This window comes from Neorhizobium sp. P1_A6 (assembly GCF_056406795.1).
Map to the genome: position 1 here is coordinate 421193 of NZ_JBFTZM010000001.1, position 12355 is coordinate 433547.

The 12355-nt window shown below is 63.1% G+C and carries 10 protein-coding genes; 1 reads left to right on the forward strand and 9 read right to left on the reverse strand.

Translation table 11 applies throughout. The annotated features are described in order from the left end of the window. Position 1: 1 nt before the first annotated feature. The 7 genes from AC1D3C_RS01895 to AC1D3C_RS01925 all read right to left on the reverse strand — a co-directional run bounded on the left by AC1D3C_RS01895 (position 2) and on the right by AC1D3C_RS01925 (position 8593). Positions 2-1159 (reverse strand): acyl-CoA dehydrogenase family protein, encoded by a 1158-nt coding sequence (locus tag AC1D3C_RS01895; RefSeq protein ID WP_477481666.1) that lies wholly within the window; start codon positions 1157-1159, stop codon positions 2-4. 241 nt (positions 1160-1400) lie between these two features. Then, positions 1401-2243 (reverse strand): p-hydroxycinnamoyl CoA hydratase/lyase, encoded by an 843-nt coding sequence (locus tag AC1D3C_RS01900; RefSeq protein ID WP_247138470.1) that lies wholly within the window; start codon positions 2241-2243, stop codon positions 1401-1403. 26 nt (positions 2244-2269) lie between these two features. Further along, complete coding sequence (locus tag AC1D3C_RS01905; RefSeq protein ID WP_477481667.1) at positions 2270-3712, reverse strand: NAD-dependent succinate-semialdehyde dehydrogenase; 1443 nt, start codon at positions 3710-3712, stop codon at positions 2270-2272. A gap of 204 nt (positions 3713-3916) precedes the next feature. After that, complete coding sequence (locus AC1D3C_RS01910; RefSeq protein WP_477481668.1) at positions 3917-6058, reverse strand: acetate--CoA ligase family protein; 2142 nt, start codon at positions 6056-6058, stop codon at positions 3917-3919. A 12-nt stretch (positions 6059-6070) separates the two neighbouring features. Then, positions 6071-6931, reverse strand: a complete 861-nt coding sequence (locus AC1D3C_RS01915; protein ID WP_040123939.1) for a p-hydroxycinnamoyl CoA hydratase/lyase — start codon at positions 6929-6931, stop codon at positions 6071-6073. Between the two features lie 114 nt (positions 6932-7045). Continuing rightward, the gene (locus AC1D3C_RS01920) at positions 7046-7774 is read right to left on the reverse strand and encodes an SDR family oxidoreductase (protein WP_046599284.1); all 729 of its coding nucleotides are present in this window, start codon (positions 7772-7774) and stop codon (positions 7046-7048) included. Positions 7775-7801: 27 nt separating this feature from the next. After that, entirely contained in the window at positions 7802-8593 is a 792-nt protein-coding gene (locus AC1D3C_RS01925; protein ID WP_477481669.1) for a helix-turn-helix transcriptional regulator, read from the reverse strand. Between the two features lie 124 nt (positions 8594-8717). Here AC1D3C_RS01925 and AC1D3C_RS01930 point away from each other — a divergent pair, with 124 nt between their 5' ends. Further along, a complete protein-coding gene (locus AC1D3C_RS01930) occupies positions 8718-9251 on the forward strand; it encodes a VOC family protein (protein WP_046668917.1) in 534 nt (177 codons plus the stop codon). A gap of 291 nt (positions 9252-9542) precedes the next feature. Here AC1D3C_RS01930 and AC1D3C_RS01935 read toward each other — a convergent pair whose 3' ends face one another. Both AC1D3C_RS01935 and AC1D3C_RS01940 read right to left on the reverse strand, forming a co-directional pair. Further along, entirely contained in the window at positions 9543-10721 is a 1179-nt protein-coding gene (locus AC1D3C_RS01935; RefSeq protein WP_477481670.1) for an alpha/beta hydrolase family protein, read from the reverse strand. A gap of 81 nt (positions 10722-10802) precedes the next feature. Continuing rightward, complete coding sequence (locus AC1D3C_RS01940) at positions 10803-12023, reverse strand: FAD-dependent monooxygenase (protein ID WP_477481671.1); 1221 nt, start codon at positions 12021-12023, stop codon at positions 10803-10805. Positions 12024-12355 lie beyond the last annotated feature (332 nt).

Sequence of the window (12355 nt, forward strand, 5' to 3'; positions counted from 1 at the left end):
CTCAGGCGGGTTCGCGCAGCAGGCTGCCGGAGAGCATGGCGGGATCGCGAATGATCTCGCCATAACGCTTCAGGTGGTCCGCGGTGGTGCCGAACGTGTTTTCGATCGCGTAGAGCCGGCGGAACCAGGCGCCGATCGGCATCTCTTCCGAAAAACCCATGGCGCCATGCAGCTGGATCGCCTCCTGTGCGACAGAGCGGGAGACCTTGCCGATCTTGGCACGGGCGCCGGAAACGCCGCGGATGCGCATCGCGCGCGGCGCGTCGACGGAAAGCGTGGCGAGCAATGCCGAACCGCGGGCCTCCTGGCATTTCACCGCCATCTCGGCCATCCGGTGCTGCAGGGCTTGGAAGGCGGCGAGCGGCTTGCCGAACTGCACGCGTTCCTTGGTATAGGCAACGGTCGCGTCCAGCAGCGCATCCATGATGCCGACCGCTTCCGAGGCAAGCGCCGCATTGACGCGGTCATGGGCCGCTTCGATTTCGCAGAGCGTATCTGCCGCGGCATCGAGCAGCGCCGAAGCGGGCACGGAGACGTTGTCGAGGACAAGATCGCTGGCGCGGCTGCCATCGACGAGTTTCACTAGGGTCGAGGTCAGGCCGACAGCATCCGCAGGCACGACGAACAATTTTACTGTTCCATCGAGCTTGGCCGAGACCAGAAAGATACCTGCGAAGGAGCCGCCGGGAACCAGCGGCTTCTCACCGGAGATGGCGTAGCCATCCGCACTCTTCGTGGCGGTTGCGGTAATATTGCCGAGGTCGAAACCGGTCTGGCGCTCCGTATGCGCCAGCGCCGGGCGCGATGTGCCGGCGATCAGGCCGCCGAGGATCTCGGCTTTTTGATCCGCACTGCCCAGCTTTTCGACCAGCCCGCCGGCGAGAATGATGGATGTAAGATAGGGCTCCACCACCAGCGCGCGGCCAATCGCTTCCATGATCAGCGAGATTTCCACCGCGCTGCCGCCGAGACCGCCGTTCTCTTCGGCAAACGGCAGCGCCAGCCAGCCGAGATCGGCCATCTCGGACCAGATGCCGGCATCGAAGCCGGTCTCCGAGGCGATGATCTTGTTGCGCTTCTCGAAGTCGTAGCGATCCTTCAGGAACCGCTCGGCGCTTTCCTTCAACAGAAGCTGCTCGTCCGAATAGTTCAGGTCCATGACTGGGTCTCGCGATTAGATGAAGTGACGCGGCGCGGCAAACTCCCGAATCTCCCCCCTTGAGGGGGAGATGTCACCGGAGGTGACAGAGGGGGGGTGGCGCCGTGAACTCAACTGCAGAAGAGCGTGCCGCGGCACCCCCCTCTGCCCTGCCGGGCATCTCCCCCTCAAGGGGGGAGATCGCCTTGCCGCATCGCCCCATGCCTCTATCAGCTTCATGCGCTCTGAAGCACAGACTCCCTCACTCCTCGCGCGTATACGCCCCATGCCCCGGGCGATAGGTCTTCGTATCGAGAAACTGCGAAAGCCCCTTTTCGCGGCCCTTTTCAGGATCGACGAACGTCGTCTGGTCGGCCTTGGCGGTCAGGTATTCGGCCGACTCCTCCCAAGTCATCTCGCGCACATACTTATAGGCCATGCGGGCCTGGCGGAGCACGGTCGGGTTCTTTTCGAGGAGCACGCGGGCGATTTCGACAGTGCGCTCGCGAAGCTTGTCGGCCGGCACCGCCTCGTTCACCAGGCCGAGCTGTTCGGCCATCTTGCCGCCGAACTTTTCGCCGGTCATGACGTAATACATCGCCTTGCGGTCGTTCATCAGCGTCGAGATCGCCTTGGAGACGACGCCGCCGGGGATGACGCCCCAGTTGATTTCCGAAAGGCCGAACACCGCATCTTCGGAGGCGATCGCAAGATCGCAGCAGATCAGCGGCGTAAAGGCACCGCCAAAGCACCAGCCATTGACCATGGCGATTGTCGGCTTGGCGTAGTGCATCAGCAGGCGCCATTGCCAGGCGCGGGTGGAGCGATAGGCGCGCATCCGCTTGACGTCCGACACACCGTCGGTGGCGCGGAAGAAGTCCTTGAGGTCCATGCCGGCTGAGAAGGCGTCGCCCTCGCCGGTGAGGATGATCACGCCGGCGCGGTCGTCGATTTCAAGCGCGTCGAGCACTCGGATCATGTCTTCGGCAAGGCCGACGCTCATGGCGTTGCGCTTATCCGGGCGATTCAGTTTCACCCAGGCAATGCCGTCCTCGAATTCGACCTTGACGTTCTCTCCGCCCAGATCACTTGCTTCAATGGTCATCGTGTTCTCCTAAAAGGTCCCGGGACCTAAGACAGGCTGGTCATTTTTGTGACGAGATAGGCGTCCATGCCCTCGGTGCCGCCTTCGGAGCCGTAACCGCTCTGCTTGACGCCGCCGAACGGCGTTTCGGCCATCGAGATGAAGTTGTTGTTGATGCCGACCATGCCGGCCTCGAGTGCGTCGCTGACCATCGCCGCGGTCTGGCTGGACCGAGTGAAGGCATAGGAGGCAAGGCCGTAGGGCAGCCGGTTGGCCTGTTCGATCACCTCATCGAAGGAGGTGAAGCGGGCAGTGACGGCGACCGGGCCGAAAGGCTCGTCGTTCATGATGATCGCGTCCTGCGGCACGTCGGCCAGCACCGTCGGCTGGAAGAAATAGCCGCGATTGCTGCCGCGCTCGCCGCCGGCCTTCACCGTGGCGCCACGCTGCACGGCATCGGCGACCATGCGCTCCATCGCCGGCACGCGGCGGCTGTTGGCAAGCGGTCCCATCTGGCTCGACGGGTCGAGGCCGTCGCCGACCTTCAGGGCCGTCGCCGCCTTGGCAAAGCCGTCGACGAACTTGTCGTGGACGCTGTCATGCACGTAGAACCGGGTCGGTGAGATGCAGACCTGGCCGGCATTGCGGTATTTCGCATGCACCATCACGCGGATCGCGTGGTCGATATCGGCGTCCTCGAAGATCAGCACGGGGGCGTGGCCGCCGAGCTCCATCGTGGCGCGCTTGACGCCGGCTTTCGCGGCGAGGACCGCAAGATGCTGGCCGACGGCGGTCGAGCCGGTGAAGGTGATCTTGCGGATGCCGTCTGCGGCGATCAGGTGTTCGGAAACGTCCGCCGGCTTGCCGTGCACGACGTTCAGCACGCCGTTCGGCAGGCCCGCATCCTGCAGCGCCCGGGCGATCTCGAGCACGGTCGCCGGCGTCTCTTCCGAGGGTTTGATGACCATGGTGCAGCCGGTCGCAAGCGCGGCCGAGATCTTGCGGGTCGGGATGACACCGGGGAAATTCCAGGGCGTGAAGCCGGCGACGGGGCCGACGGGTTCCCTGGTGACCATCCACTTAACGCCGGGCACGCGGGCCGGCACGATGCGGCCATAGGAACGGCGGCCCTCGTCGGCGGTCCAGTCGAGAATGTCGGCCGAGATATGGACTTCCGGTATCGCCTCGGCGAGCGGCTTGCCCTGGTCAAGCACCATCCGCCGGCCGATTTCGTTCGCCCGTTCGCGCAGGATGTCGGCTGCCTTGCGGATGATCTTGGCACGATCGAAGGCGGTCGTTGCCTTCCATGCCTTGAATTCACGGGTGGCCGCTGCCACGGCTCGCTCAAGATCCGCCGCGGTTGCATGCGGCAGGGCGCCGATCGGCTCGCCGGTTGCCGGATTGATGACGTCTTCCGTCACCCGGCCTTCCGCGCCGAGCCACTCGCCATCCACAAACAGCTTCAACTCACCATAGGATTGGGTCTGCATCACGGTTTCCTCCCTCGTGACTGCCAAAATAAAATAGCGGCGTCGCACCCCCTCACCCGGCCTCCGCTCCGCTCGGCCACCCTCTCCCCGTGGGGAGAGGAGGATCTGAGACATTGCGGCAATTCACCTTCTCCCGAAGGGGAGAAGGTGCCGGCAGGCGGATGAGGGGGCTACACCCCAAAATCGCAGCGAGGGCTTACTCCCTCACTGCACCACGAATAGCGCGTCGAGAGCCAAAGCCCCGTCCCCCTCGCCATAGACAACGAGCGGATTGATATCGACTTCGACAATCTGAGGCTCCGAGCGCATCAGCGCGCCGAGCTTGACGACCACGTCGGCAATTGCTTCGACATCGCGCGCCGGCTGGCCGCGAAAGGCCCCGAGCAGCTTCGATGCCTTCAGCTTGTGGATTTCGGCGATCGCCCGCTCGCGGCTGATATCGGCCGGCAGCAGGCGAGCATCGGCGAGAGCCTCGATCCAGACGCCGCCGAGGCCAACGAGTACGACCGGACCCCATTGCGGATCGCGCTTGGCGCCGACCACCATTTCGAGGCCCTGGCGCGCCATGCCCTCGATCAGCACGCCGTCGAGCTTGAGGCCCGGCTTGTGCCTGGCAATGCTGGCATACATCTTTTCATGCGCCGCCCGCAGCGCCGGCTCGTCGGGGATATTGACGATGACGCCGCCGACATCGCTCTTGTGGGCGAGTTCGGCCGCCTGCGCCTTCATGACGACCGGGTAACCGACATCGGCTGCGATCGTCGCGGCTTCGTCGGCGGATTTCGCCAAAGCGCCCTTCGGGATGTGGATGCCGAGATCGGTAAGTATACGCTTACCTTCATACTCGACCACGAGGCCGGAGGGTGGCAGTTTGGCGATCCGTTCGCCTTCCGGGGCGCGGTCCTGGGTGGCGGCGAGCGCAGCCGCATAATTCATCACCACTGCCATGGCGCGCATGGCGCGTTCCGGCGAGCGGAAGAACGGAATGCCGCTGTCGCGCACCGCCTTCATGAAGGTCGGATCGAGCGGGTAGTCGTCGCCGACGATGTTGAGGATGACCGGCTTTGTCGCGGTCGCGGCGACCGGGATGATCGCGTCCGACTTCTTGATCTGCATCGGCGGCGAGCCGCCGGCATGCGACAGGAAGACGATGCCCACGCCGGGATCCTTCAGCATGGATGCCGTGGACGTTCCGAAAATACCGGGATTGGAGAAGCCGGTCGTGCCGATGTCGAACGGGTTGTCGACATGGACGTAAGGCGGCACTTGCGTTGCAAGCTCGGCATGCACCTCGTCTGACAGCGTCGCGATCGGCAGGCCGACGCGTTCGCAGAAGTCGAAGCAGAGGCCGCGGATGGCGCCGGAATTGGTGACGATGCCGGCCTCGCCCGGTGGCGGCGACGGATAGCGTGCCAGGATGGCGGTGACATCGAACAGCTCGTCGGTCGTCTCGACCAGTGCGACGGCCTCGTTGCGGACGGCCGTCTGCATCAGCGCATGGTCGCCGGCAAGCGCACCGGTATGCGATTGCGCCGCCTGCTTGCCGCGCTCGCTGGAGCCCGGATGCAGCATGACGATCGGCTTGCCGAGCTCGCGGGCGCGCCGCGCCACGGCGAGGAACTTTTGGGGGTTCTTGACCTGTTCGACATAGACCGCGACGGCGGCGTTGTCCTTGTCCTCGATCAGCCAGCCGACCAGGTCTTCGGCGGCGATCACCGCCTCGTTGCCGGTGGCGATCACATAGGAAACCGCGATTTCGCGCGAATGCATGGCGAAGCGGATATTGGCGGCCGTCGCACCGCTCTGGGCGACGATGGCGACGCGCGAGCGCTCGCCGACGCCGCGCAGGTCGACCGGCTCGAAGGTCAGCGGAATGCCGTCGACGTAATTGGTATAGCCCATGCAGTTGGGTCCGAGCATCGCCATGCCTGCCTTGCGGCAGATCTCGGCAAGCTCGTCCTGCTGTCGGCGGCCTTCCTCGCCGGCTTCGGCGAAACCGGAAGAGTAGACAATGACGCCTGCCACATCCCGCTCGACGCAGGCAAGAACCGAGTCCTTGATCGCCACCTGGGGCACGATGAGGATTACCACGTCGACGCCCTTGGGCAGGTCGCCGATGGTCTTCACGCAGGGGCGGCCGTTGATCTCGTCGCGCGAACGGCTGACGAGATGCAGGTCGCCGGAATATTTGAAGAGTTCGAGATTGGCGAGCACGCCGCCGCCGATCGAGGCGGGATCCGGCGACGCGCCCACGATCGCAATCGATCGTGGGCGCAGCAGACGGTCAAGATCGAACGGCTTGGCCGGATCGAGCGTCTTGGGAGCTGTGGTCATCGTATCAGCCATGGGAGCCACTTCTTAGTCGCGACGGTAGGCACCGAGGCCCGGGCGGAAGGATTTCTCGTCTAGGAACTGACTCATGCCGGTATTGCGGCCATTTTCCGGGTCGCGGAGTTCCGTCTGATCGGACTTCGCCATCAGGTATTCGCCGGCCTGTTCCCAGGTGAGGTCGCGGGTGAAACGGCAGGCCGTCTTGGCCTGGCGCAGCACGAAGGGGTTCTTGCCGATCAGCGTCATGGCGAGCTTGCGAGTCTCGGCCTTCAGCTCGTCCGGCGAAACGGCCTTGTTGACCAGCTTCATGTCGGCGGCCTGCTGGCCGGTGAAGGTCTCCCCGGTCATGATGTAATACATCGCGTCGCGGAAGCTCATCGTCTCCAGCACCGATTTGGTGACGATGCCGGCCGGGATGATGCCCCAGTTGATTTCAGAAAGGCCGAAGATGGCGTCTTCCGAGGCGATGGCCAAGTCGCAGCCGACCAGGAACTGGAAGGCGCCGCCAAAACACCAGCCGTTGACCATGGAGATGGTCGGCTTCGGGAAATACATCATCCGGCGCCACTGCCATGCGGCGTTCGCCCGGAACAGGCGTTCGCGCTGGATCGGCGGCACCTTGTCGGTGGCGCGGAAATATTCCTTCAGGTCCATGCCGGCCGAGAAGGATTCGCCGGCGCCGGTGACGACCATCACCTTGCAGCGGTCGTCTTCTTCCAGCGCGTCCATGATCGCGTTCATTTCCCAGACGATGCCCGGGTTGATGGCGTTGCGCTGCTTCGGACGGTTGAGCGTCACCCAGGCGATGCCCTCGTCAAAATCCACGGTAACATATTCGCCCCACTTGCCATTGTTCTGGCCGGCGGCGGATTCGGTCTGGTTTTCCATAGCAAATTCTCCCTACTGGGGAAATGGATATCAGGGACCCGAATATGCGTCAAGCGGCTTTGAATTTCGGGCCTGGCGAAAAGGAAGCCGTTTGACGTCGTGCTGAACCGATGCTTAACCGCGGCCGAGAAATGGCATTTCGACCGGCAGGATGATGCTCTCGTAGAGGTTCACGTCATCCGGCAGCGTCGCCATCAGCACGACGATCCGCGCCACATCCAGAGGCATCATCGTTGCGGGACGGACCTTGTCGGTGATGCCAGGAACCAGCGAACTGACCGTCGAGCCCGGATGCACCATGGAGACCGCAATGCCGTGCTCGCGGCCGTCGACGGCGAGCGAACGGGTAAGGCCCTCGAGCGCGAACTTGCTCGCCGTATAGGCGGCGGTATGGCCGCGCGGAACCTTGGACGACAGGCTGCCCATGTTGATGATCCGGCCGCGCTTCTGTTCCTGCATGATGACGAAGGCGGCGCGGCTGCAATAGAAGACCGAGTGCAGGTTGGCACCGATCACCTCGTGCCAGCGCTCGTTGGTGAGCTTTTCGACCGGCGTATGATCGGCGATGCCGGCATTGTTGATCAGGATGTCGAGCCGGCCGTATTTTTCCTTCACCGTGACGAACAGCTTTTCGACCTGCGCGTCATCGGTGACGTCGGTCTGGACGACGAACGCATGGCCGCCGTCGGCCTCGATCTCGGCCGCCAGTTTTTCAAGCTTGTCGGCGCTGCGGGCGGCAAGCACGGTGACGGCGCCCTCAGCGGCAATCGCCTTGGCGATGCCCCAGCCGATGCCCGAGCTGGCGCCGGTGACGATGGCAATACGGTCCTTGATCGAAATCATTTGAAACTTCTCCCCTGATGAATACGCTTAAGCGCGTGAAATTCCTTCGTAAAGCGCTTCGAGCCCGCGCCGGTCGCTGACCCCCAGCTTGCGGTAGGCACGCTGACGGTAGGTGACGATACTCGAAAGCGCGAGCCCGACCTTTTCGGAAATTTCCCGATGTGTGCGGCCGAGCAGCAGGCCGGCGGAAACCTCCGCCTCACGGCCCGAAAGCGCAAACCCTGCCTGCAACAACCGCCCGGCGATCTCCTGCTGCGGCGGATGCAAGGGCGCCGTCTGCGGCCGACCCTGCAGCCGCACATGCTTGACGACCATGGCCATCAGCAGCGGCGCGGAGGTTTCCAGCCGTTCGACCGCGGCGAGCGGGAACGGGCCGCTTTCGCGGGTGCGATAGAGGCTGGCGAAGATCCGCGGCTCCTCCGAGTGATAGATGGTCAGCCGTTCCAGCACATGGGCGCGCTCGTAACAGTCGCGGCGGTATTCGGGGTCGCGGATGCCGTTCCAGGCCTGGCGAACCACCTGCACCTTGGCAAGGCCGGGGCCTCCGTTCAGCATCTGGCGGGTCACCCGGTCGCGTAGCCAGTAACGGCGGGCGTAATCGAGCGAGGCGCGCTCGGCAAAACCCGGGATGGTCGAGTGATAACCGCAGGCAAAGAGATAGGTGAGCGACCCGTCTTCCTCGGCCTGGAAGGCGGAACAGAAATCGGTGCCGGCGATGCCGCGCAGCGTTTCCAGGAATTTTTCGGGGAAGCCGGGCTCGCCGACCTCGTCCATGAGGGCAGCCATGACGGTCACGTTGTCTCCATCAAGCGCAGGCATTGACGCCTCCAGGGTTGAGAACAAATCTGTCGTGGGCATGTCCACCTGCAAGGTGGACATGGGAGGGTCGGCAAAGGCCTACCATCACGGCCAATGCAACAAGCCTGGATATGGAGGAACCATCATGGTTGACGCACCAAAGCTTCGCAAACTCTATCACTTTTCCTACCCCTGCCGCGATGGCGAGGAGACCCGCAAGTTCTACGAGGACCTGCTTGGCCTGCCGCTGGTCAACTGCATGACCGCCGACAAGGTGCCGTCGACGGGCGAAGAAAAGCCCTACGCGCATTTCTTCTTCGAAATGGGCGACGGCTCCTACATGGCCTTCTTCGACCTCGGCGAAAACATCATGCCGCTTCCCTCGCCGAACACCCCGGACTGGGTCCAGCACTTCGCGATGGAGGTCGATTCCGTCGAGGAGGTCCTGAAGTTCAAGAAGCGGTTGCAGGATGCCGGCGTGAAGACCACCGACGTCATCGACCATGAGTTCATCAACTCGATCTACTTCTTCGACCCAAACGGCCTGCGCCTGGAAATCACCGCGCGCACGGAAGAGCCGGGCTATCTGGAACAGGCCGCTTCCGAAGCCCATGACGCCATGAAGGCATGGGTGAAGAAGAAGGCCGGGATGATTGCGGCGAAGTCGGCTGCGGCTTGAGGTTATTGTCCTGCGGCAGTGCGGCAGTCTTAACCCTCCCCCTTGTGGGGAGGGTGGCCGGCAGGCGGGAGGGGTTTGGCTTCGAAGCGAAGTCCCCTCCCCAACCCCTCCCCACAAGGGGGAGGGGCTTAACCTGCTGCACCGTCTGACATTTTCATAAGCGATTGCCCTCGACAGAGACAAACGCACACCACCGATCCAGCCTGGGCGGTGGTGCTTCTCATTAAAGCGCACGGTCAAACCTCCCGATGATGATCCGGAGCCCGCTCCCGACAAGCTCCGGCTTGTCTTTCAAGCCAGCAACCCCTGCCGCCTGCTCCAGTCGATCACCCGGTCGATGCAGGCTTTTAAGAGCTCCGGCTGGCCGAGGTAATAGTGGGTCGCATGCGGGATCGTCATGTATTCCTTGTTCTCGGTGGCGAGCGCCGCCCGGATCGTCGGATTGTGCGTTGCCGGGACCGCCTCGTCGGCATTGTTTTCGATCTGCAGCACCGGCGAGCGCTTGATCAGCGCCGCGTTCATCGGCCCCTTGGCATTCGACAGGTCGTAGCTCCACTGGGAAAGCCAGGAGCGCAGCGTCGTGAAGCGGGCAAGCCCGACCGGGCCGACATTGACCGTGCGCGGATCACCCATATAGCTCTTGCCGATCGGCCGGTCGTTCGGATCGATCGTTCCGTCGAACCAGCGCACGTCGCACATGGTGCGGTGAACGACGAAGGCACGTTCCTGTTCGAACGAACCGCGGCGCTTCAGCTCCGCCAGCATGTCGAGCGCCCAGTGGGTGATCTTGCGGTTGCGGGCGACCTGGGCGGCCCGGAACCGCTGGATGAATTCCGCCGAATAGGGCGGCTGGTGCGGGCAGTCCGGCGAATAGATGTCGAATTCCGGGTCGCGCAGATCCGGGTCGAGTTCGTCGAGAACCGACGGGTCGAGCCATTCGGTCAACGTTTCGGCACGCGACAGGTGGGCGGCGATGAAGATCACGCCGTCGGCGGGCTTCAGGCCCGCTTCGACGAGATTGACCTCGTCGCCGGCCGGCGTGTGGGTGATCGTCGGGTTCTCGGCCTGTGCCTGGTAGAATAGCGATAGCGAACCGCCGCCCGACCAGCCGACCAGCACCACCTTCTCGTAACCAAGCTCGCCGCGGGCATAATCGAGCCACTTGCCGAGGTCGATCGCCACTTTTTCCATGATCAGAGCGGTATCGTTCTTCGGATAGCGGCTTGCGGCGCAGAGCACGTGCAGGCCGGCGTCCGCCAGCGCCGTCGGCATCGGCAGCAGCTGCAGCGTCGAGGTTGGATGCATGAAGACATAGACCGTCTTCGACGGCGCACCGGCGCCGCGCAGAAGCTGGCCCTCGAGGTTGACCCTGCCGGAATTGCCGGCAAAGCCGTAGGTCTCGGTATATTTCGCGGTCTCCGGAAAGGAGACGATCAGCGGGATCCGCTGCCATTCCGCCTTGGTGGTCATGGTGTCCTACCCATTATGCTTCGCCCGCTCGACCGGTGGAACCGGCGAACGGGTTTTCGAGATTGAGCTGCGAATGTGCCCCTAGGCAACCGCTTCCGGCGACCTGGTTCCCGCCACGACCGGCACCGAGGTGGCGTCGTAGGTGAACAGCCATTCGTAGCGCTGCTTGACCTTGTCTTCCTGCCATTCGGCATTGACGTAATCCTCGGCGAGCTTCGGATCCTTCAGCGCGGCATTGTGGAAACGGCTGAGATTGCCTTCGGCGCCGCGGACGATCTTGCCGGTGCGCTCGACGCGGGCCGCCTCGTACCCGGCGAAGGCCGCTTCGTAATTGCCATTGTTCTCGGCAAGCGCGCGGGCGAGCACGAAACCGTCCTCGATCGCCATCACCGCGCCTTGCGCGAGGAAGGGCAAGGTCGGATGACAGGCGTCTCCGAGCAGCGTCACACGGCCGCGGGTCCAATCGTCCATCGGCGGCCGCAGCATCAGGGCCCATTTATAGGGCACGTCGATTGCCTTGATCATCGTGTGGATGTCTTCGTGCCAGCCTTCATAGTCGGCAAGGCACTCTTCCACGGTGCCGGCGACCGACCAGGATTCGACCTGCCAGTCGGCGCGCTCGACGACCGAGACGTAATTCATCAGCTTGCCGCCGCGCAGCAGGTACTGGATGACATGGCCGCCGGGGCCGATCCAGTTGGTGCCGACCGGGCGCAGCATGCGTTCCGGCAGGCGCTCGACCGGGATGACGCCGCGCCAGGCGACGATGCCGGTGAATTTCGGGTCGTCGCGGCCAAACAGCGTCTCGCGGATCTTCGAATGCACCCCATCGGCGCCGACCACGATGTCGGAGGTGGCGGTGGTGCCGTCGGCGAAGGTGACCGTCGCGCCCTTGTCGTCCTGGGTGATCCCGACGCATTTCTTGGAGAGCTTGATCGCATCCGGCTTGATGCGGCGCACGCCGGCTGCCAGCGTCTGGTGCAGGTCGTTGCGATGGATGGTGATGTAAGGGAAGCCATAACGCTCGATCGAAAGCGGGCCGAGGTCGAACAGTTTCCAGGTCTGCCCGGTGTTCCAGAGGCGAATCTCCTTGCCCTCCGCCTGCGCGGCGATCGACATGATGTCGTCCTCGAGCCCGAGCGAAAACAGGATTCGCGTACCATTGGCGCTGATCTGAACGCCGGCGCCGACTTCTTTCAGCTCGACCGCCTGTTCGTACACATCCACGTCAAATCCTTGGCGGAGCAGCGACAATGCCGCTGTCAGACCACCAATTCCGCCTCCCACAACAGAAATCTTCATTTTGTATCCTTTGAAATGCTGGCGACCAATCTCTCCGGTGCGCCCGCGCCTGTCAACTATTTTTGATAAAGTATAATTGACTTTGTTAAAAACCAATTTCATATCTGCGACGCTGAAGCATGCGGGCAGGTCCTTGGAGGAAGATGCTCACATCTCAGAGTTTCAATACCCGGTTCAAAAACAGGAAAGAATGTCACCAATTACACCTGCGATATCTGGTTTCCTGATATTATTGCGATAAGATCGAAAACGCCGGATAGCTGTGGTATCTGGTGGACAGAGGACAGCGGAATTCGATTGACTGACAAGAGGAATACTCTTGTATATAGTCA

Coding starts and splice junctions, on each gene's coding strand:
- AC1D3C_RS01895 (WP_477481666.1), bottom strand. CDS start 1,159: ATGGACCTGAACTATTCGGACGAGCAGCTTCTGTTGAAGGAAAGCGCC.
- AC1D3C_RS01900 (WP_247138470.1), bottom strand. CDS start 2,243: ATGACCATTGAAGCAAGTGATCTGGGCGGAGAGAACGTCAAGGTCGAA.
- AC1D3C_RS01905 (WP_477481667.1), bottom strand. CDS start 3,712: ATGCAGACCCAATCCTATGGTGAGTTGAAGCTGTTTGTGGATGGCGAG.
- AC1D3C_RS01910 (WP_477481668.1), bottom strand. CDS start 6,058: ATGGCTGATACGATGACCACAGCTCCCAAGACGCTCGATCCGGCCAAG.
- AC1D3C_RS01915 (WP_040123939.1), bottom strand. CDS start 6,931: ATGGAAAACCAGACCGAATCCGCCGCCGGCCAGAACAATGGCAAGTGG.
- AC1D3C_RS01920 (WP_046599284.1), bottom strand. CDS start 7,774: ATGATTTCGATCAAGGACCGTATTGCCATCGTCACCGGCGCCAGCTCG.
- AC1D3C_RS01925 (WP_477481669.1), bottom strand. CDS start 8,593: ATGCCTGCGCTTGATGGAGACAACGTGACCGTCATGGCTGCCCTCATG.
- AC1D3C_RS01930 (WP_046668917.1), top strand. CDS start 8,718: ATGGTTGACGCACCAAAGCTTCGCAAACTCTATCACTTTTCCTACCCC.
- AC1D3C_RS01935 (WP_477481670.1), bottom strand. CDS start 10,721: ATGACCACCAAGGCGGAATGGCAGCGGATCCCGCTGATCGTCTCCTTT.
- AC1D3C_RS01940 (WP_477481671.1), bottom strand. CDS start 12,023: ATGAAGATTTCTGTTGTGGGAGGCGGAATTGGTGGTCTGACAGCGGCA.